Here is a 20,433-nt window from a genome sequence, read left to right on the forward strand (position 1 = left end):
TAAAACGTTATATGGATGTCTTATTTACATATGAAAAATATGCCCAATTGAAGATAGAGAAGACGACAAATCGCATAGAAGGATTATTCAAAGAATTAAAATTGAAATTACACGTTCATAATGGGCTGAGCAGAAAGCATAAGATTATGTTTATAAAAGATTTTTTAAACAAAAAGAGTGGGTAAAACCCACACTTTTGTCTATTAAACTAGGGATATGTGGAAAATCAATGAAAATCCCCACACTTTTGTCCATTATGCCAAAAACTTTCGATTTTTTAACCGCACTTTTCGGGGTTACTCCTGCTATCGGTATTCGCTCCTTGCAAAAACTTTCGGTTTTTTAACCGCACTTTTCAGGGATAATTCTGCCGGTGGTATTTGCTCCTTGAAAAAAACTTTCGGTTTTTTTAACCGCACTTTTCAGGGTTACTCCTGCTATCGGTATTCGCTCCTCGCAAAAACTTTCGATTTTTTAACCGCACTTGGGGGGTAATTCTGCTGTAGGTATTCGGTTGTCAGAAATATTAAGCCGATTAAATAATTAAGCCCGGTATACCGGGCTTAATTTTATCTTTATGGTGAATTTGGTATTGCTCCCGAAGTCCATTGTTTTGCCTGTTCCGGGCGTTTGATTTGCAGCAGGAAGCGTTGATGAGGTTTCGCCTGCGGCTGAACAATGGTTGCGTCGGGAGTCGAGAAGGAAATACCGCCTTTCAACAGTTGTTGTACGCTACCCGTATTTACCGCCAGTCCGGACCAACCTAATTCCGCACTATAACCGGAAGAAACCCAGAATTCCGAATTATTACGTACCAAATGCTGATATTTGGTGGCGATTAGAATGCGGATCAACACACGATCTCCCAGTTTGTTCAACCCTATATCATGGATTTTGCCCACTTCTACGCCGCGATACAGTATCGGCGCGCCGATACTGAGATTGGAGGCGTCATTTGTTTCCAGGATTAGCGGGAAGCCTTTATGATATTTGTTATTTTCCGGCATATTATTATCGGATAAATGGAATTGATTTCTGAATTTTCCCGTACCCGCACTAATATCAATATAGGGTTGTAACAGGCTGCCCAGATTTTCGATACCTCCGGCGGAGATTTGTGGCGAAATGACGCTGAAGGTACTGCCTTCTTTAGCTAGCAGCTGCATATAGGCCGGATTCATCAGTGCGGTGGCGATAATCTTATTATTAGTCTGATCCAAGCGAATATTATCGATTTCGCCCACATCAAGACCCATATAGCGCAATGCCATACCCTTGCTCAGATTGGTGGCGTTTTCTGCTCTCAGCGTTATGATCTGGCCGGCGGATTTCGCCCGCAGTTCATTGGCGTACAAGGTTTTATTATTGCCGCCGCCGCTGTTATCGAAGCTGATGGCGCCTTTCAGAGAACGCCCGATAGGCGTGGCCTGAATACTAATCCCTTTCGGTGAAATATCGATTTGCGCCGCACTTTCTACCCAGAACAGGCTTTTGTCGCTGAGTAAATGGCGGTATTTAGGATAAATCGCCACATCTATTTCAAACTTGCTCTGGGTCGGTCGTACTTCCAGAATTTTACCCACTTCATACTGGCGGTAAAGCACTAGGGAACCTTTACTGATACTCGGCAGATTCTGTGCGGTTAGCGTAAGGGTAGGGCGCAGACGGTTATCGGTAATACCGGCTTCCGCACTGGAAAGATCTTTATACAGAGGATAGCTTGATAGAGCTTTACCCTGATTTTTATTTTCAATAACCCTTATTCCGCCCTGTAGCCATTTTTCCGGTGTTGCCGCTTCAAAACGCAGCCCCTCCGCATTGAGATTGATTTCTAAATTGGCTGCGGCGACAAACTGGGTGTCGGCATAGATCAGATGGCGATATTTTGCCGCAATTGCCGCTTTAAAGTTCACGCCTTCGATATCAATATGTTGTCCGACTAATTCGCCGATAAGAATATTGTTGTAATAAATGGGTTGACCTTCGCTCAAACCGTAGGTTTCCGCGGCTTTCAGCTCCAATACCAAGGTATCCGGCTGTTGCAATAGCAGTTCGTTTTCTTTCAGCACCTGGAAACTGTCGCTTGCTTCGCCCTCACCGGGAATAATTTCCAGATATTCGCCGCGAAATACCCGCGGCAGATCCGCCAGATTGGCTAAGTTGACTTTAGGTTTACGCAGAACGATTTTAGTGCCTGTTGTGAGTAAATCGGCAATATTGGGGTTGAGTAATAATTTGCCGGAAACCTGATTTTCCTTAATGTCTTCGCCCTGCAACAATTGCGATAGGGTACCGACTTCAATATTCTGATAATACACCGCAGTTTTATTCGCCTGCAGACCGGCGCTGTTCGGCACGCTGATATTTACCTGAATGCCGCGTTTAGCCGCCGCCAGGCTGGTGTATAGCTGGTAATCCTGATTTTCCGTTGCCGCCGGGCTGTTTTCCGGCGAGTCAAAGGCGATGGCCCCCTGTACCACGGCATTTAAACTGTCCATATTGACATGAACTCCGGAAGGGCCGACGGTGGCGTTAATTCCGCTAATATTCCAGAAACGGGAATCTTTTTTAACCAGATTCACATAGGGCTTTTCGATGACCACCTGAATTTCCACTTTTTTCTGATCCTTGGTGAAACGGTAATCATAAACCTTACCTACAGGTAATTTTTTAAAGTAAACCGAGGCGCCGGCGGAAATGGAACCCAAATCATCGGCCAGCAGCCGAATCAGCAGATCTCCGTCGTCCACCTGAGCTATAGGCCCTTCGCTTTCCGCCTTGAACTCATAGCTGTACTCGCCGTCGCCCGGCTGTAGCGTGATGTAATTACCGGAAATCAGCGTATCCAACCCGGAAATCCCCGCCAAAGAGGCGCTGGGTTGTACCAGCCAAAAACGGGTGTTTTTACGCAATACGGTTTTTGCTTCGGGATAAATATTGGCTTCCACTTCGACTTTTTTTAAGTCATCGGTAAAGTTAACTTTTTTAACCACACCTATTTGTAATCCCTGGTAACGGATCTGGGTTTTATTCGCAACCAAGCCGTCGCCGTTGGCAAAGGTAATTTTGACCGTATAACCCTGCTCTTTGATGATCTGAAAAAACAGCAGAGCACAGATACAAAATGCAATCAGCGGCAACAGCCAGAAAGGAGAAATCCGTTTCAGCCGGCTGATTTCGGCACTTTTCAGTGTCGACGAATCATCGTTGCGGGGGAGGTTATTTTGCTTGTTGTCTGTCATAAATATTCCAAAGTAAACGACTGTCAAAAAACGAGGTTGCAATCATCGTGAGAAAAACGGCGGCACCGAAATAAAAAGCGGCGGGACCCACGGAAAAATTAATGATTTGTCCGCGCGTTACCAATGACATCATCAGTGCCAGCACGAATAAATCCAGCATGGACCAGCGTCCGACAAAATGCACGATATGCAACAGACGCATCTGCCATTTTATTGAATGGCGCCAGTTAAAGTGAATACAACACAGCAAATAAAGCATAATGATAATTTTGCTGATAGGTACGAAGATACTGGCCACAAACACGATAAAGGCGACGAAATAGCTGCCCATGCCGATAAAGGTAATTACCCCGGAAAACAGGGTGTCGCCGTTACCGATATTATTCATATAGGTATAGGAAATGGGAAAAATATTGGCGGGAAACAGCATGATTATCCCGGCAATTAAGGCGGCCCAAGTTTGCTGCAGCGTCATTGCCGGCGTTTTATTCAGCAGGCTGTGGCAACGCGGACAGCGGGTTCGCAGTTTGAGATCCCGCATCGGTTGCATAAAGGTATAGCGGCAGTTCGGACAAAAGTGCGGCGAATGTGTCGCTGAAATATTGCTCGGATGGGTATGCTGCGGATAGAAATCATTCCATAATTCGTTGGGATTGATTTTGATAAATAATAAGGTGGTCAGAATTGCGGTCAGAATAAAAGCGATCGCGTAAATATCGATGCTGATAGCCGCATAATCCCTGACCTTAAAGGCACTAACCCCTAAAGCGACCAAATAAACATCGAACATAACCCAGGGCTTGATATAACCCAAGGCAAGTAACAGATTACGGGGTTTTTTGTTCAGTAAACGAGCGAACTGCAACAGAATAACCAAAACGGCAAAGGAAATCGGCATAAAAATGGCACAAATAAATACCAGAAAGGCGGTATAAGGGTAGCCTTCCGTCGCCATTTTCCATACGCCGCCCCAGACCGAGGCGTCGATTTTGGTTCCGAGCAGTTCCACACTGAGCAGAGGATAATTTAATGCAAAGGGGATAAGCAGCAGGATGGAAAAAGCGATAATCGAGCAACGTTTCAGGCTCCAACGATCTTTATTACGCAATACCCCGTGGCAGCGCGGACATTGGGCCAGTTCGCCTTTCTTCAGCGGCGGTAAGGATAGCAGCGCATTACAGTCGCCGCAGCGGGCGACTGTATTTTCCTGTGCTGTTAAGGTTTCTTGCATATGCTCGTCTATATTCTTTTGTTAATTGTCGGTTGCGATGAGTAAAATTCAGATTGCCAATTTTATACTTTAATCGCCGAAGTTTAAAATAAAAAACGTCCTTATATGCGCTTTAGCGGAAATAGGTCGTAATCGGGGGAGAGCCATTGGGGCGAGCCGAAACAGGTCTGATCTGTCCGATACGGTACTTAGCCGCTACAAGACCCGAGGAGCGCCCGCATCTGCCATTGTTCGCCGGCCTGTTACTGCGGGGCGGAGACAAAGGAATGCTATCCTGAGTTTAAGTTATCTGAAAATAGATTTTCCCCCTCCGCGACATTGATTAGAGATTGTCATTATTGAATAAAATACGCTAAAATACGGGCATTTTTATCTTTAAGACCTATAGGCAGGAAAATTAGTAATGACAGAAGTCCAATCAGAAGTTCAACCGGTAGCGCAGGAAACGCAGAAATTAGCAAATAATAAGGAAATTATTGCCTATCTGGCTGAAAAATTTCCCCTTTGCTTTTCTCTGGAAGGCGAAGCGAAACCGTTGAAAATCGGCCTTTTTCAGGATTTGGCGGAAGCCCTGAAAGATGACGAGCGCGTAAGTAAAACTCAGTTACGTCAGGCGTTACGGCAATATACTTCTAACTGGCGCTATCTGCATGGCTGTCGTGCCGGCGCAGAGCGTGTGGATTTACAAGGAAATTCTGCCGGTTTGTTGGAAGAGGAGCATGTTTTGCACGCTCAGCAACAGCTGGCCGAGGCAAAAGCGAAACTGGCTCAGCAGCGTGCCGCACAACGCGCGGAGCGTGCGGAAAAAGCTAAAAATAATAAAAAACGTTATATGCGCAAAAATAAGGGCGCTCAGGCCGGTGCAGGCGTTGAAAAAAATACGGCGCTGAAAAAAGAGGCAAAATCGGAAGCGCCTTTACAAGCGGCGGATTTAGCTTCTTTGCATAAAGAGGCTCGGGTTAAAGTTAAAATCTCCGATACGGTGAAAGGTGCGGTGGTTTTGGATATTGTTAAAGACGGCGCCCGTGTTCAGCTTGATAACGGTTTGGTCATTAACGTTTCGGCAGAAAGCCTGTTCTTAGGCTGAAAAGACTGCGCCGCCCCGTTTTGCGGCCTGCGCAGCCCTTCGCCACATCGGTAGGCAGACGCCCGGGCGATGTTTTTGTTTTATTGGGAAAGTTTAACTAATGAAGTCGAATAAATCTAAATCCTCTCTGGCGCTGTTGCTGGCGGGAATATTGTTCAGCACGACGGTAAGCGCCGTGCAACCGGCCTTGAAAGCAAGTGAAATTCAGATTCCGCAGCCGACGGAAGAAAACGCATTGGCCGCTAAAAGGGTAACGACCCGGCTGACCCAATATCATTATCGTAAATTTCAGCTCGATGACGAGTTTTCTCGTAAGATTTTCGATCGTTATCTGGATTTATTGGATTTTACCCATAGTCTGTTCCTGCAGTCCGATGTAGATGAAATGCGCAGCCAATACGCCGATTTGCTGGATAACCAGTTAAACGAAGGTAAACTGGTCGCCGCCTTTGATATGTACGAACGTATGGCGAAACGGCGCTATGAACGCTATGCCTATGCCTTATCCTTGCTGAATAAAGCGCCGGATTTATCCGATGATGATCAGATCGAGATCGATCGTAAAAAAGCCCCTTGGCCGAAAACAACGGAAGATGCCAATAAGCTCTGGGAACAACGGGTTAAGAACGATATTATCGATTTAAAACTGAAAGATAAAAAATGGCCGGAAATTAAGAAAACCCTAACCAAACGTTATAATTTGGCCATTCGTCGTTTAACTCAGATAAAAGCCGATGATATTACTCAGCTTTTCTTAAATTCCTTTGCGCGCGAAATCGATCCTCATACCAGTTATCTTGCGCCGCGCGCGGCCAAAAGTTTTAATGAAAGTATGAATCTGTCTTTGGAAGGCATAGGGGCGACCTTGCAGCAGGAAGACGACGAAACCATTATTAAATCCTTGGTTCCCGGCGCACCTGCGGAACGAAGCCGAAAAATTAAGGCCGGAGATAAAATCGTTGGTGTAGGCCAGGGCGCTAAAGGAGAAATCGAAGAGGTGGTCGGCTGGCGTCTGGAAGACGTGGTTGACAAAATCAAAGGGAAAAAAGGCTCTAAGGTTCGTTTAGAAATTGAGCCGGCAAAGGGCGGCAAAACCAAAGTGATTACTTTAATACGCGATAAAGTGCGTATTGAAGACAGTGCGGCAAAGCTGACTGTGGAGAAAGTGAACGGCGAGAATGTGGCCGTAATTAAAATTTCCACCTTTTATATCGGACTGACGGCTGATGTGCGTAAATTGCTGACCCAGATGAAAGAGAAAAAAGCCACTTCTCTGATTATTGATTTACGCGAAAATGGCGGCGGCGCACTGACCGAAGCGGTGGAACTAAGCGGGCTCTTTATTAGCGACGGGCCTATTGTTCAGGTACGAGATCCTTATAATCGTATTCGGGTAAATGAAGATCCGGATAATGCGCAGGTGTATTCCGGGCCTTTAATCGTATTGATTAACCGCTTCAGCGCCTCCGCATCGGAAATTTTTGCTGCGGCGATGCAGGATTATAACCGCGGGGTTGTTATCGGGCAGAATACTTTCGGTAAAGGCACCGTACAACAGAGCCGTTCTTTAAACTTTGTTTATGATTTGGATCAGGAACCTCTAGGCTTTATTCAATATACGATCCAGAAATTTTATCGGATTAACGGCGGCAGTACCCAGCTGAAAGGGGTCGCTCCGGATATTCAATTGGCCTCTTCCATCGATGCCAAAGAATACGGTGAAGAAAAAGAAGATAACGCCTTGCCTTGGGATAAAATTCCCGCCGCCAACTATGCTCAGGCGGGAGAGGCAAAAGCCGTTATTGAAGAGCTGGCGGAAAAACATCATGCACGTATAGCGAAAAATCCGGAATTTATTTCTCTTAACGAAGAGATAAAAATTCGGGACGAGCGTAGCGAACGAAAATTCTTAACCTTGAATTATGCGAAACGGAAAGCGGAAAACGATAAAGACGATGCCAGACATCTGAAAGATCTGAATGCGCGTTTTGCCCGAGAGGGAAAGAAACCGTTAAAAGATATTGACGATTTGCCTAAAGATTATGAAGCGCCTGATTTTCTGCTGAAAGAGGTGCGTAATATCGCTGCCGATTATGTAAAATATGAGGCGAAGAAAGGCAAAACCATGGAGAAAAATGCAAAGGATAGCACCCGTTCGGTAACTTCTCAGAAGACAGAGAATAAAACCGAAATCAAATAAATTCGAACACCGGGAAATTTTCTCGGTGTTTGCCCTTTAGCACAGGATTTTATACAGATTCTCGGGAACCTTATGCACAAAAAATCTATTTTAAAACCGATCCAATTGGCATTGCTTATTGCCGGATTATGCAGCAGTTGCGCATTTAGCGGACAACCCGCCGCCAATATGGCGAAAGGTGCGCTTGAAACGCAAATTACCGTGATGGATATGGCTCGGGAAATGCAGGCGGAAGCTAAATTAGAGGAGATACTTGCCGGTCGACCGTTGCGCTTTAAGGCGGTTATCAGCAAGATTTACGGTGCTAACGATTTTGCGCTTTTATGGACGGAAGAGGAGGCTCGACGCCACTTTTTGCATGAATATGCGGCAATGGCCGCCAGTGGTATTTCTGCCGATGCGATAAAATCCTTACGTCAGATTGATGAAGCCGAGTCGGCACAGCAGCCTTTATTGCAAGATATATTATTGACCGACGCTTTTTTAGATTATAGCTATTATGTAAAAAATCTGTCTCTTTATGCCCAGCGTTGGTTATATTCGGCCAATAAATACAAAGCCAAACAACCGGAAGAAAGCGCCGTTGAGCAATGGTTGAGCGCTCTGAATAACGGAAAGGGTACGGAGTATATTCAAAACCTGGCTTCACAAAATCCGATCTATCGTCAGACCATTGAACGGGTTGGCGAGATTTTACATGCTCAGGGCGGTCATCCGGGGGAATTGTATAAATTAGCGCTTAATGCTCAGCGTTTACGTTTAATTCCGGATTTTAACAATGGTATATTCGTTAATATTCCGACTTACCAGCTAAATTATTACCGCGATGGCAAATTGGTATTAAATTCCAAAGTTATTGTGGGTAAAAATAAGCGCCGTACCCCGGTGATGTACAGTAAATTAAGTAATGTTGTCGTTAATCCGCCGTGGAATGCACCCGTACGTTTGATTAATGAAGATATTATTCCGAAGGTAAAACAGGATCCGGGCTATTTAAGCCGCAACGGTTACAGCATTATTGATCGTAATGGCAATACCATTGATCCTTATAGCATCGACTGGGCTTCGGTGGGTTCCCGTTTCCCTTATCATTTGCGTCAGGCGGCGGGAGATCACAGCGCCTTGGGTCGTTATAAGTTTAATATGCCGAGTTCCGATGCGATTTACCTGCATGATACGCCGTCCCGTCATCTGTTTAAGAAGAAAGACAGGGCTTTAAGTTCCGGTTGTGTGCGGGTTGAAAAATCCGATCAGCTGGCGGGAATGTTATTGCAGGAAGCGGGTTGGTCAACGGATAAAAAACAAAAAGTGTTGAACAGTCGTAAAACCACTTCGGCCACCGTCCGTTCGGATAATCCGGTATATTTGTATTATGTAACCGCCTGGATGGAAAACGGTAAATTACATACGGCGCCGGATATTTATGGTTACGATGCCGGGCAGGTACCAAATTATATCGACTGGAACCTGATCGGAAAATATTTGTAAAAACTTTTGTTTTTTCGACCGCACTTTTTTCGGCCGGAGAAGGAATTAAAAACAATTCTATTTGTCTGTAGTTAGGGACAATTTAAATTTAACAGGGAATGAATAAATGAGTGAAATTAACCTTACCCGGCGTAAATGGTTATCTTTAGGCGGCATTATGCTCGGTGCGACCATATTACCTAACAGCGTATTAGCTTTGGTTTCTACGCCTCAGCCGAGAATTTTGCGCCTTAGAAATATTAATACCGGGGAGCGTTTTAGTTCCGAATTCAGCGAGTCGAAAGGATTCTCCGCTGCGGCATTGCGTAAATTGGATTGGCTGCTTAGAGATAAACGTAATAATCAGGTGGCGAAAATCGATCCGCACCTGTTTTCCAAGTTATACCGTATTCAGGGCAATTTAGGTTTGCGTAATACGGAAATTCAGATTATCTGCGGATACCGCTCGCCGGCCAGTAATGCGATGATGCGTCGTCGCAGCCGCGGTGTTGCCAGCAATAGTTATCATATGCGCGGACAGGCCATTGATTTTCGTATTGACGCGGCGGCCTTATCGAAGGTGAAGCAATCGGCGGAAAGCCTGAAAAACGGCGGGGTCGGGTTTTATCCGAGAAGTAATTTTGTCCATATTGATACCGGACCTGTGCGCACATGGCGCGGCAGCTGAACCCTTAATCAAGTTTGAAACCATATGAATATTGAAATTATTCCGGTAACCTCTTTTCAGCAAAACTGCTCTTTAATCTGGGACGATAATAAGAATGCGGCGATTATTGATCCCGGTGGCGAAGCTCCTAAGCTGATTAAGCGGATCGAAGCCTTGGAACTGAATCTACAGGCGATTTTGCTGACGCACGGCCACTTGGATCATGTGGGCGCTGCGGCTAAACTTAAAGCCCGCTTCGACGTGCCTATCAGCGGCCCGCATTGTGCCGACGAATTTTTATTCGACAGCCTGCCGCAACAATCCCGTCAGTTCGGATTATTTGAAGTTGAGCGCTTTTTACCGGACCAATGGTTGAATAAGGAAGGGGAAAAGCTGAATATCGGTGCTTTTGAATTTGAAATTCTGCATTTGCCGGGGCATACGCCGGGGCATATCGGCTTTATTGAACATAAGTTCAAAATCGCTTTTAGCGGCGATGTATTATTTCACGGCAGTATCGGCAGAACGGATTTTCCGCAGGGGAATCATCAGGATTTACTCGATTCCATCCGTAATAAACTGTTCCCCCTACAGGACGATATGGTGGTAATCGCCGGTCATGGTCCCTATACCACTATCGGTCGAGAGAAACAAAGCAACCCTTATTTGAGTTAAATGATGCCCCAAGGGAACAAAGCACTAAGGGAATAGAAGCAAGGGAAATGGGAAAAGCTTTTTCTTCCCGCACATAAAAAGTATTTTTATGTGCTTTTACCGGGTAAAAGAAATAACAAAGGGGCTAATCTTTGTTATAAAGATTAGCCCCTTTGTTATGGGCGAGATTCGGTTACATCCAAGCGTTATTGCGAATAATACCGACGGCAATCCCCTCGATTTCAAAATGCGGCTGCTCATTTAAATTGACGACGATAGGCTCAAATTCTTCGTTTTCGGCATGCAGATAAATGATATGACCTTTACGTTCCAATCGTTTTACCGTAACCTCGTCTTCAATTCTGGCGACAATTACCTGACCGTTGCGTACGTCTTTGGTGCTGTGTACCGCCAGCAGATCGCCGTCCAGAATACCGATATTTTTCATCGACTGGCCGGATACCTTCAGTAAAAAGTCCGCCTGAGGTTTAAACATATTGGCATCGATTTTGTAGCTGCCTTCGATATGCTGCTCGGCCAGAATAGGCTCGCCGGCGGCTACCCGACCTATAAGGGGCAAGCCTTCCTCTTCCTGTTCTTCCTCGTTATCTACTAATAAGCGGATACCGCGGGAGGTACCCGACAGAATTTCAATCACGCCTTTACGTGCCAGGGCTTTTAAATGTTCTTCTGCGGCATTCGGGGAGCGGAAACCGAGTTCTCTGGAAATTTCCGCACGGGTAGGCGGCATACCTGTTGTTTCAATGTGATGTTTGAGAAAGTCGAATACTTCCTGCTGGCGGGCGGTTAATGCTTTGACTGGTTTCATATTATCCCCTGTTTTTTTATACAGAATTTTTGCCATTATATACAGTCTGACAAAAGTTGCAATAGCTTTGTCCGCTTTATAATATGGCTTGCGGAATATTAATCATCTGATTTTTTTACTAAAATCTCCAGGGGCAGAGGACTTGCTTTTTCTATTCGCTCGAAATAATATTTGGCGCTCCGCTTTTTTGTATAGTTAATTCTCTCGCACCCTTAGGGCAGATGTAAAAACTGTGATATTCGTTCGGTAATAGGCGTAGAGTTTTATGCTAAAATACGCGGGTTTATTTAACGATATGGAAATGTATTATGTCCGGTTTTTTAAATTTATACCGAAAAGTGCTTGAATTGCCTTTATCTTTCTTAGTTAAGAATAATCCTATTCCGCATAATCCCATTGAAGAGCTGAAATTGGATATTTCTCAGCCGGTGGTTTATGTGTTGCCCTACACTTCTCAAACGGATCTGGTGATTTTCCGTAAAAACTGTATAAGCTTGGGATTGCCGGATCCGGTCGTTGCCAATAATATTCATGGAAAAAAACTGCCGCGCTTTGTGTTTCTAGACGAAGGACGCCAGATTTTTAAATCCAAAGGGGCAAAAAAAGAAACGGAAAACGTTTTTTATAATTATCTGGAATTGCATCGGGTATATCCGGATTTAGACGTACAGGTTATTCCGGTTTCCGTGCTGTGGGGCCGCTCTCCGGGACATGAAGATAAGGGTAAGCTGCCTAAATTACGTTTACTGAACGGGATTCAGAAAACCGCAGCGGCCATTTGGTTCGGGCGTGATACTTTCGTACGTTTCTCTCAGGCGGTATCTTTGCGCTATATGGTGAATGAACATGGTGCGGATAAATCCATTGCGCAAAAACTGGCGCGCGTAGCCAAAATCCACTTTTCTAAGCAACGTATTTCGGCTACCGGTCCGCGCCTGCCTAATCGTCAGGCGATGTTTAATAAGCTGTTGCAGTCGCCGACTATTCTGAACGCCATAGCGGACGAAGCGAAAAGTAAAAATATCAGCGAACAGAAGGCGCGCCAAGAAGCGGAGAAAATTTTAGATGAAATCGCCGCCAATGTGAGCTATGAGGGTTTGAGGGTTGCGGATCGTTTTTTACGCTGGTTATGGAATAAGCTTTATCAGGGAATTGAAGTACAGAACGCGGATAGAGTGAGAAAGCTGGCGCTGGACGGACATGAAATAGTCTATGTGCCTTGTCATCGCAGCCATATCGATTATCTGCTGCTTTCCTACGTGCTCTATCATCAGGGCTTGGTAACGCCTCATATTGCAGCGGGGATTAATCTGAATTTCTGGCCGGTAGGCGCCATGTTCCGGCGTGGCGGGGCCTTTTTTATCCGCCGTACCTTTAAGGGGAATCGCCTTTATTCTACGATTTTCCGCGAGTATCTGGCGGAACTCTTTCACCGCGGTTATTCGGTGGAATATTTTATTGAGGGCGGACGTTCCCGTACCGGTCGTTTGTTGGCGCCGAAAACAGGTATGATGTCTATGACGCTACAGGCTCTACAGCAGCGCCAGACTCGTCCGATTACGGTGGTTCCGGTGTATGTGGGCTATGAACACGTACTGGAAGTGGATACCTATGCAAAAGAATTACGCGGTGCGGCAAAAGAGAAAGAGAATGCGGGACTGGTCTTAAGGGTGATCAAAAAATTACGTAATTTAGGCAAGGGGTATGTGAATTTTGCCGAGCCGATTACATTGAGCAACTATTTGAATCAGCATTATCCGGAATGGAAGGAAAACCCTGATGAAGAACGCCCGCTTTGGTTCAATAAAGCCGTGGACGGAATTTCCAATCAGGTCATGATCAATATTAATAATTCCGCCGCCGTTAATGCCATGAATCTGACCGGTACGGCGCTGCTATCTTCTCGTCAGCGGGCATTGACCCGCGAGCAGTTGCTGGAGCAATTGGAAAGTTATCTGCAGTATTTACGCAATGTGCCTTATTCGCCGGATGTTATCCTGCCTTCCGATTCCGCTCAGGAAATGCTTAAACATGTTTTAAACCTGGATCGCGTGGGTATATTGGTCGAGAAAGATAATTTCGGCGAGATCATCCGACTGGAACGTAATTCGGCAGTATTGATGACTTATTACCGTAATAATATTCAGCATCTGTTTGTATTGCCGTCGCTGGTGGCGAGTATCGTGCTGCACTATGAAGCGATCCAGAAAAATCTGGTTCTGGACGCGGTAAGTAAGCTTTATCCTTTCCTGAAAAAAGAACTGTTTTTACATGTTGCCGTTGAGGATTTATCCGTACGGGTCGAAGCCATTATTAACGAGTTGCATCGTCAGCAATTGATTAAATTTAATGAAAACGTACTCAGTATTAACCGTAGTCGGGTGCGTATTCTGCAACTCTGGTCGGCGGGTGTGCGCGAAATCTTACAGCGCTATGCGATTACGGCGGCTATTTTACAGAATACGCCGGATATGCCGAAAAATGCGTTGGAAAAGGAAAGTCAGTCCGTGGCTCAGCGTTTATCCGTACTGCATGGAATTAATGCGCCGGAATTTTTTGATAAAGCGGTCTTTGCCGCCTTTATCGTCAGTTTGAAAGAAAACGGTTACTTTAATCAAGAGGGTAACGCAGATACGGAAAAACTGGATAGCTTAATGGGAATCCTAAATCATATGATTTCGGCGGAAGTGAATTTGACCATTAAAAGTGCGGTAGAAAAAGGAGAAGAATAATTCTTGCCTAAACCATGAAAGATACGGGGTTAATCGAGCTTTTTCTGAGTGATCTGTGGCTGGAAAAGGGGCTTTCGGAAAATACCATTCAGTCTTATCGTCTGGACTTGTCTGCATTGTGCCGCTGGCTGGAGAAAGAATCGAAGGGGTTGTTGGTTGCGGACAGCATTGATTTGCAGCAATTTCTGGGCGAACGGGTCGCTTCCGGCTATAAGGCCAGCAGTACGGCCCGTATGCTGAGCGCCATGCGTAAATTATTTCAATACCTGTATCGGGAGAAGTACCGCACCGATAATCCCTGTTCTGTATTAAGTTCGCCGAAGTTGCCAGGGCGTTTGCCTAAATATCTGAGCGAGCAACAGGTGGGCGAATTATTGCAGGCGCCAAGCCCGGAGATTCCCCTCGAACTGCGTGATAAAGCGATGTTGGAACTGCTGTATGCTACGGGGCTGCGCGTTAGCGAACTGGTTTCCCTGAGTACGGATAATATTAATATCGAGCAAGGGGTGGTACGGGTTATAGGTAAGGGAAATAAAGAACGCATTGTACCTATGGGGGAAGAAGCGGCCTATTGGATCGGACAGTTTTTCAGTTACGGCCGTCCTTTTTTACTGAACGGGCAAAGTTCCGATGTGGTTTTTCCGAGTAAAAGGGCGCTGCAGATGACTCGCCAGACGTTCTGGCATCGTATCAAACATTATGCGATTTTGGCCGAAATAGATACGGACAGTCTGTCGCCCCATGTACTGCGCCATGCTTTCGCCACGCATTTGGTGAATCATGGTGCGGATTTACGTGTAGTACAGATGCTGTTAGGCCATAGCGATTTATCCACTACGCAGATTTATACCCATGTGGCAAAGGAACGTCTGAAACGTTTACATGAAAAATATCACCCGCGCGGCTAGCTGTCGCTCTTTGGCTATGCGCTGAAGTGCGGTCTGTTTTTTCCCACTTTTTAATATTTTATGTTAGGAATTTTATATAACATATGGCAATCAAAGAATTTTTTGCAACCACCGCACGCGGCTTTGAAGAGTTATTAAAGAACGAGCTGGAGGAGTTAGGCGCCGGCGAGTGCAGAGTCGCTCAGGGCGGTGTGCATTTTTCGGCTCAGGACGAAACGCTGTATCGTACTTTACTCTGGTCGCGTCTGAGCTCAAGAATTTTATTACCCCTCGTTAGTACTAAAATCTACAGTGATTCCGATCTTTATGCCGCGGTAATAGGCCTGAACTGGGCGGAATATTTCGATTATCGCACCCGTTTTATGGTGGATTTCAACGGTACTAACCGCGATATTCGACATACCCAGTTCGGAGCCATGCGGGTGAAAGACGGTATTGTCGATTATTTTGAGCGCAAGGGTAATCCTCGCCCGGACGTGGATCGGGAAAATCCGGATATTCGTATTCATGCCTATTTAAACCGGGAAACGCTGGTTATTTCACTGGATCTTAGCGGAGAGGCGCTGCATATACGCGGTTATCGTGAAGAGAGCGGGCAAGCGCCTTTACGCGAAACCTTAGCCGCCGCAATTATTTTGCGCTCCGGCTGGCGCGCGGGAACGCCGTTGTTGGATCCAATGTGCGGTTCGGGAACCTTATTAATTGAAGCAGCTCAAATGGAAGCTCGAATTGCACCGCGTCTGCATCGCCTGCACTGGGGATTTGATTATTGGTTGGGGCATAATCGGGCGGCTTGGGAGCAAGTGAAGGAAGAAGCGCTGAAGCAGGCGGAAGAGAGCGTTAAGCTTAATCCCCAACCGCATTTCTTCGGTTTTGATTTAGACGCACGAGTATTACGCAAAGCGGCTAAAAATGCGCAATATGCCGGTGTTGCCCATTTAATCCGCTGGAAGCAGGCGGATATCGCCGAATTAACTAATCCGTTGCCGAGTATTAAGGGAACTGTGGTTTGTAATCCTCCTTATGGCGAACGTTTAGGGACGACTCCGGCTTTGATCGCGCTATATTCCGTATTCGGGCAGCGTCTAAAACAGGAATTCGGCGGTTGGAACGCGTCGGTTTTCAGCTCTGAAGCCGGTTTGCTGGATTGTTTGCGAATGCGTTCCTACCGTCAGTTTAAAGCTAAAAATGGCCCTTTGGAATGCTTACAGAAAAACTATCAAATCAGTGAACGGCCGCAAAATGAGCAGGTTATCCGCGAATATAGCAACGGGCAGGAGGCGAATATGCCTCTTGTCGCCGCAGATTTTGCCAACCGCCTGCAGAAAAATATAAAAAAACTGGATAAGTGGGCAGGGCAGCAAAAATTGGATGCTTATCGTTTATATGATGCGGATTTGCCCGACTACAACCTGGCCGTAGATCGCTATGGAGAGCATGTCGTTATACAGGAATATGCAGCACCGAAAAATATTGACGAAAATAAGGCAAGACAGCGTTTACTGGATGCGGTTAGTGCCACCTTGGCCGTTACCGGGGTTGAAACTAATAAGTTGATTCTAAAAGTTCGCCGCAAACAGAAAGGCAGCAATCAATATGAAAAGCTTGCCGATAAGGGCGAATATTTCTATGTGCATGAATATGGCGCGAAATTATGGGTTAACCTGACCGATTATCTGGATACCGGGCTTTTTTTGGATCATCGCCTTACCCGAAAAATGCTCGCAGAAATGGCGAAAGGAAAAGATTTTCTTAACTTGTTCGCCTATACGGGTTCCGCTACGGTTCATGCCGCACTGGGCGGCGCAAAGTCTACCACCAGCGTGGATATGTCGAATACTTATTTGAACTGGGCGGAACAAAATCTGTTGCTAAACGATATTGAAGGCGAACAGCATAAGCTGATTCAGGCGGATTGCCTGCAATGGCTGTCTTGTTGCGACAGAAGTTTTGATCTGATTTTTGTGGATCCTCCGACTTTCTCCAACTCGAAACGAATGGAAAGCAGCTGGGACGTACAGCGCGATCATATTATGCTGATAAGCGGGCTGAAACGTATTTTACGTTCTCAGGGCTGCATTGTTTTTTCCAATAATAAGCGCGGGTTTAAAATGGATTTCGCCGCATTGGAAGAACTGGGGTTAACCGCAACGGAAATTTCCTCGCGGACTCTACCTTTGGATTTCGAACGTAATAAGCAGATTCATAACTGCTGGATTATCCGTTTGAATTAAGATTAGGTTATCGGGGCGAAAAACCGATAAGAAATAGGTAAGAAAAAAGATGAGCGGAATCAAAGCTCATCTTTTTTTATCTTCTATGGGATGGTTTCCCTTAAGGATTAGAATACTTTTTTAAAGGGTTTAACCACAACTTCGGCATATACGCCGGCGCTAACATAGGGATCCTGCTGCGCCCAGTGTTCAGCTTCCTGCAGAGAATTGAAACGGGCAATAAGGGTGGAACCGGTAAAGCCCGCATCTCCGGGATTTTCATCGTCCACGGCGGGATTCGGGCCGGCGGTTAGCAAGCGTCCTTCCGCTTGTAGCTGCTCTAATCTTGCCAGATGTTGGGAACGAACGGATAAGCGTTGAGCCAGCGTACCGGGTTTATCCTGTGCAAAAATAACATAGTACATCATTGTTTTTTCCTCCAATATTAATCGGATTGCTGCTGAAGTTGGGCAATAGAAGCTAGGGCTTTTTCCAGTTCCGGATTATTTTCCCGCGGAATTGTGCGCGATTTTCCCTCTTTATCCACAGCAACAAAGGTAAATACCGCTTCCGTAACGCAATAACGCTCGCCGATAGGCTCGCTGGCGACTTTTTTCACCCAGACTTCCATTTTTATCTGTACAGAAGAACGCCCGACTTTTAAACATTGTCCGTAGCAACATACCACATCGCCGACGGCAATGGGGCGGATAAAAGTCATACTTTCTACCGCAACGGTTACGACTCGCCCATGTGCGATTTCTTTGGCCAGAATGGCACCGCCCATATCCATCTGCGACATAATCCAGCCGCCGAAGATATCTCCGTTGGCATTGGTATCCGAAGGCATGGCCAGGGTTCTGAGTAAAGGTGAACCTTGAGACTGGCGTCCGTGTTTATCTATAAAGTTTGATGTCATAGTTAATCCTTATCATTTGTCGTATCTTTTGCCAGATAACGATAAATGTAGATCCCGGTGATAAGTGTAGCAGCTAAGGTTAGTCCGATAGTACCGAAGGATTTAAAATCCACCCAAGCGGCTTCGGACAGATAACGGCTGATATAGATATTAATCAGCATACATAAAATAAAAAAGCAGGCCCAGCCGAAGTTCAGTCTGTTCCATACTTGATCGGGCAGTTGAATTTCTTTGCCCAGCAGTTTACGCATTAGCGGCGCCTTAAAAATAAACTGGCTGATAAGTAAAATCAGCGCGAATAAGGCATATACGATGGTAACTTTCCATTGCAAATATTCCACTTGATTGAAATAGGCGGTCATGCTGCCGAATATAACCACCGCAGCACTGATGATCAGCTGTTGCTTTTCGACTTTACGATATTTTATCGCCATAAACAATGTCTGCAGTAGCGTTGCGATGATTAAGGCAATTGCCGCTTCACGGATCCCCGAGAGCTTATAAACAATGAAAAATAAGATTAAAGGAATAAAATCAAGCAGTTGTTTCATATTAAGGGTTCTGAATAAATAAAGTGTAAAAGCGATAGGTAATCACCAGTGTAAACAGGTTGATAAAGGATATCGCCAGTATGGAAATAATTTCCAGCAGAATATTCATTTGGCCCAGAAAAGAAAACTGCATACTGACAAAAGGTAGAAAGAATTGCACAATCAAGCAATAGATTAATAGGGTACCTGTTCTTTTGTTACCGATACGCCAGAAATAAGGGATAGCCTGCATGATTGGCTTATTGCCGATAAAGTAGCTGAGCGGAGCCAGACATAATCTGACATAAATAAATATGCCGAGGATAACGGCAATCAATGCGATAGATACTGCCCCCGAACCGCTTAGCATGAGGGGGAGCAAATTGGCCATCGCTGCCAGCATCGGCAACATAATCAGCACATTTAATATAACAATACCGGCAAGTTTGCTTAATACGACGGCAAAGCTGCCGATAAGGTTCGGCGTATTTCTTTGACTGATACGATGAATATGAATAATTCCCCAACTGGAAACCAACAGTACCAAGAATTGATTAAATAAATAACTTAGCGCACCTTTACTCTGTTGGCCTTGCTGTAGGAGCGACTCCAACTCGCTATTATCGGCCTGGCTTATTTTGTCCATTACCGGCGCTAGAAATTCCCGAGTCAGATGATTTACCAACAATAGGGTAAGGGCGAAAATAACAAGGAAACTCAGGGTAAATTGCTTCTCGTTCCTGACGAAATTCCAACTGTTGTGAAATATCTGGGTAAAGTTTATTGGCATATTTCAACAAATTCCTATCTGTTTCTATAATGGGTTTTATTATACCGTTTTTATTTTCAAATTCATAAAAAAGGATGAAATTGATGTAGATCAAAATCCATTAAATCAAATAAGCGGTAATTTTTAAAACCGTGCAAAATTAAAATTAATCTAGTTTTTAAAATTTTGACTCAGATCACAAACAAATTAGCTACAAAGTGGTATATTCCCTCTAGCCAAAAATAGGCTTAATCTTTTTAAGGGTTTTATTTAAGGAAGTTCATTATGAAAAAATTAGCATTAGCAGTGGGTATCTCAGCCGCCCTATTAAGCGGAGCTGTCAGCGCGCATCAGGCAGGGGATGTTATCGTTCGTGCCGGCGGCGCATTGGTTATTGCAAACTCTCAATCAAAAACAACAACCGATACCAAAGTTAATTTAGAGGTGAATAATAACGCTCAGTTAGGTTTAACCGGTACCTATATGTTTACCGATAACCTCGGGGTGGAATTATTGGCCGCCACACCTTTTTCACATAAAATCAGTGCAACTATTCCTGCATTGAAAGATCATCCTCAATTAGGCGGGTTTTATGATTTAGGTAATGTAGTAAAACTAAAACAATTACCTCCAAGCTTGTATGTTCAGTACTATTTCTTAGATAAAGATGCGGGCTCCCGTCCTTATATCGGTGCGGGTTTAAACTATACGCGCTTCTTTGATGCCGAATCAACCAATCCGGCAATCACTAACTTAAAAGTGAAGAAACATTCTTTCGGTCCGGTAGTGAATGCGGGTATTGATATTAAATTAACCGACAATTTATACTTCAACACCGCAATGTGGTATACCCATATTCGTACTAAAGCACAATTCAGCGCACTGAATGCCGATCACGAAGTTAAAATTAAATTAGATCCGATTGTATTCTTTACCGGTTTAGCTTATCGCTTCTAATTTTATTTTTTATTAAATTTATCAGGAA

16 protein-coding genes and 1 pseudogene are annotated in these 20,433 nt (G+C 45.0%); 10 read left to right on the plus strand and 7 right to left on the minus strand.

Translation table 11 applies throughout. The annotated features are described in order from the left end of the window. Nucleotides 1–185, plus strand: a pseudogene (locus tag EDC45_RS10365) (IS256 family transposase, variant Zn-binding type); the annotation flags it as partial. Between the two features lie 390 nt (nt 186–575). Here EDC45_RS10365 and EDC45_RS02835 read toward each other — a convergent pair. Both EDC45_RS02835 and EDC45_RS02840 read right to left on the minus strand, forming a co-directional pair. Continuing rightward, entirely contained in the window at nt 576–3,242 is a 2,667-nt protein-coding gene (locus EDC45_RS02835; protein ID WP_133543274.1) for an MlaD family protein, read from the minus strand. Continuing rightward, nucleotides 3,220–4,473, minus strand: a complete 1,254-nt coding sequence (locus tag EDC45_RS02840; protein ID WP_133543276.1) for a paraquat-inducible protein A — start codon at nt 4,471–4,473, stop codon at nt 3,220–3,222. The genes EDC45_RS02835 and EDC45_RS02840 overlap by 23 nt, the downstream gene beginning before the upstream one ends. Nucleotides 4,474–4,876: 403 nt before the next feature. Between EDC45_RS02840 and proQ the strand changes: the two genes are divergently transcribed. The 5 genes from proQ to EDC45_RS02865 all read left to right on the plus strand — a co-directional run bounded on the left by proQ (nt 4,877) and on the right by EDC45_RS02865 (nt 10,569). Beyond that, nucleotides 4,877–5,560: an RNA chaperone ProQ gene (proQ, locus tag EDC45_RS02845; RefSeq protein ID WP_133543278.1), complete on the plus strand. Its 684-nt coding sequence runs from the start codon at nt 4,877–4,879 to the stop codon at nt 5,558–5,560. 100 nt (nt 5,561–5,660) lie between these two features. Next, complete coding sequence (gene prc, locus EDC45_RS02850) at nt 5,661–7,760, plus strand: carboxy terminal-processing peptidase (protein ID WP_133543280.1); 2,100 nt, start codon at nt 5,661–5,663, stop codon at nt 7,758–7,760. Between the two features lie 72 nt (nt 7,761–7,832). After that, nucleotides 7,833–9,248 carry a L,D-transpeptidase family protein gene (locus EDC45_RS02855; protein ID WP_133543282.1) on the plus strand — a complete coding sequence of 472 codons (1,416 nt, stop codon included), beginning with the start codon at nt 7,833–7,835 and terminating at the stop codon, nt 9,246–9,248. Between the two features lie 106 nt (nt 9,249–9,354). Next, a complete protein-coding gene (mepK, locus tag EDC45_RS02860; protein ID WP_133543284.1) occupies nt 9,355–9,915 on the plus strand; it encodes a peptidoglycan L,D-endopeptidase MepK in 561 nt (186 codons plus the stop codon). 24 nt (nt 9,916–9,939) lie between these two features. Further along, a complete protein-coding gene (locus tag EDC45_RS02865; RefSeq protein WP_133543286.1) occupies nt 9,940–10,569 on the plus strand; it encodes an MBL fold metallo-hydrolase in 630 nt (209 codons plus the stop codon). Between the two features lie 172 nt (nt 10,570–10,741). On the opposite strand, the gene lexA is transcribed toward EDC45_RS02865, so the two are convergent. Then, nucleotides 10,742–11,377, minus strand: coding sequence for a transcriptional repressor LexA (gene lexA / locus EDC45_RS02870; RefSeq protein ID WP_133543288.1), 636 nt, complete (start codon nt 11,375–11,377; stop codon nt 10,742–10,744). 308 nt (nt 11,378–11,685) lie between these two features. Between lexA and plsB the strand changes: the two genes are divergently transcribed. The 3 genes from plsB to rlmKL all read left to right on the plus strand — a co-directional run bounded on the left by plsB (nt 11,686) and on the right by rlmKL (nt 17,251). Continuing rightward, nucleotides 11,686–14,109, plus strand: a complete 2,424-nt coding sequence (plsB, locus tag EDC45_RS02875; RefSeq protein WP_133543290.1) for a glycerol-3-phosphate 1-O-acyltransferase PlsB — start codon at nt 11,686–11,688, stop codon at nt 14,107–14,109. A gap of 14 nt (nt 14,110–14,123) precedes the next feature. Beyond that, nucleotides 14,124–15,017 (plus strand): site-specific tyrosine recombinase XerD, encoded by an 894-nt coding sequence (xerD, locus tag EDC45_RS02880; protein WP_133543293.1) that lies wholly within the window; start codon nt 14,124–14,126, stop codon nt 15,015–15,017. Nucleotides 15,018–15,106: 89 nt separating this feature from the next. Beyond that, nucleotides 15,107–17,251: a bifunctional 23S rRNA (guanine(2069)-N(7))-methyltransferase RlmK/23S rRNA (guanine(2445)-N(2))-methyltransferase RlmL gene (rlmKL, locus tag EDC45_RS02885; RefSeq protein WP_133543893.1), complete on the plus strand. Its 2,145-nt coding sequence runs from the start codon at nt 15,107–15,109 to the stop codon at nt 17,249–17,251. A 107-nt stretch (nt 17,252–17,358) separates the two neighbouring features. On the opposite strand, the gene EDC45_RS02890 is transcribed toward rlmKL, so the two are convergent. From EDC45_RS02890 to EDC45_RS02905, 4 genes are read right to left on the minus strand one after another with little or no spacing between them, the layout of a single operon-like run. Further along, nucleotides 17,359–17,655, minus strand: coding sequence for a YciI family protein (locus EDC45_RS02890; RefSeq protein ID WP_133543895.1), 297 nt, complete (start codon nt 17,653–17,655; stop codon nt 17,359–17,361). Between the two features lie 20 nt (nt 17,656–17,675). Further along, nucleotides 17,676–18,149, minus strand: coding sequence for an acyl-CoA thioester hydrolase YciA (gene yciA, locus EDC45_RS02895; RefSeq protein WP_133543295.1), 474 nt, complete (start codon nt 18,147–18,149; stop codon nt 17,676–17,678). A 2-nt stretch (nt 18,150–18,151) separates the two neighbouring features. Then, nucleotides 18,152–18,700 (minus strand): septation protein A, encoded by a 549-nt coding sequence (locus tag EDC45_RS02900; protein WP_133543297.1) that lies wholly within the window; start codon nt 18,698–18,700, stop codon nt 18,152–18,154. A 1-nt stretch (nt 18,701) separates the two neighbouring features. Continuing rightward, the gene (locus EDC45_RS02905; RefSeq protein ID WP_133543299.1) at nt 18,702–19,469 is read right to left on the minus strand and encodes a hypothetical protein; all 768 of its coding nucleotides are present in this window, start codon (nt 19,467–19,469) and stop codon (nt 18,702–18,704) included. A gap of 264 nt (nt 19,470–19,733) precedes the next feature. Between EDC45_RS02905 and EDC45_RS02910 the strand changes: the two genes are divergently transcribed. Next, nucleotides 19,734–20,405 (plus strand): OmpW/AlkL family protein, encoded by a 672-nt coding sequence (locus tag EDC45_RS02910; protein ID WP_133543301.1) that lies wholly within the window; start codon nt 19,734–19,736, stop codon nt 20,403–20,405. The last annotated feature ends 28 nt before the right edge of the window (nt 20,406–20,433 follow it).

The organism is Mesocricetibacter intestinalis (assembly GCF_004363295.1).
GTDB lineage: Bacteria > Pseudomonadota > Gammaproteobacteria > Enterobacterales > Pasteurellaceae > Mesocricetibacter > Mesocricetibacter intestinalis.

Excerpts from the sequence above, each read along its gene's own strand:
- EDC45_RS02835 (WP_133543274.1), bottom strand. The coding sequence starts at position 3,242 with ATGACAGACAACAAGCAAAATAACCTCCCCCGCAACGATGATTCGTCG.
- EDC45_RS02840 (WP_133543276.1), bottom strand. The coding sequence starts at position 4,473 with ATGCAAGAAACCTTAACAGCACAGGAAAATACAGTCGCCCGCTGCGGC.
- proQ (WP_133543278.1), top strand. The coding sequence starts at position 4,877 with ATGACAGAAGTCCAATCAGAAGTTCAACCGGTAGCGCAGGAAACGCAG.
- prc (WP_133543280.1), top strand. The coding sequence starts at position 5,661 with ATGAAGTCGAATAAATCTAAATCCTCTCTGGCGCTGTTGCTGGCGGGA.
- EDC45_RS02855 (WP_133543282.1), top strand. The coding sequence starts at position 7,833 with ATGCACAAAAAATCTATTTTAAAACCGATCCAATTGGCATTGCTTATT.
- mepK (WP_133543284.1), top strand. The coding sequence starts at position 9,355 with ATGAGTGAAATTAACCTTACCCGGCGTAAATGGTTATCTTTAGGCGGC.
- EDC45_RS02865 (WP_133543286.1), top strand. The coding sequence starts at position 9,940 with ATGAATATTGAAATTATTCCGGTAACCTCTTTTCAGCAAAACTGCTCT.
- lexA (WP_133543288.1), bottom strand. The coding sequence starts at position 11,377 with ATGAAACCAGTCAAAGCATTAACCGCCCGCCAGCAGGAAGTATTCGAC.
- plsB (WP_133543290.1), top strand. The coding sequence starts at position 11,686 with ATGTCCGGTTTTTTAAATTTATACCGAAAAGTGCTTGAATTGCCTTTA.
- xerD (WP_133543293.1), top strand. The coding sequence starts at position 14,124 with ATGAAAGATACGGGGTTAATCGAGCTTTTTCTGAGTGATCTGTGGCTG.
- EDC45_RS02890 (WP_133543895.1), bottom strand. The coding sequence starts at position 17,655 with ATGTACTATGTTATTTTTGCACAGGATAAACCCGGTACGCTGGCTCAA.
- yciA (WP_133543295.1), bottom strand. The coding sequence starts at position 18,149 with ATGACATCAAACTTTATAGATAAACACGGACGCCAGTCTCAAGGTTCA.
- EDC45_RS02900 (WP_133543297.1), bottom strand. The coding sequence starts at position 18,700 with ATGAAACAACTGCTTGATTTTATTCCTTTAATCTTATTTTTCATTGTT.
- EDC45_RS02905 (WP_133543299.1), bottom strand. The coding sequence starts at position 19,469 with ATGCCAATAAACTTTACCCAGATATTTCACAACAGTTGGAATTTCGTC.
- EDC45_RS02910 (WP_133543301.1), top strand. The coding sequence starts at position 19,734 with ATGAAAAAATTAGCATTAGCAGTGGGTATCTCAGCCGCCCTATTAAGC.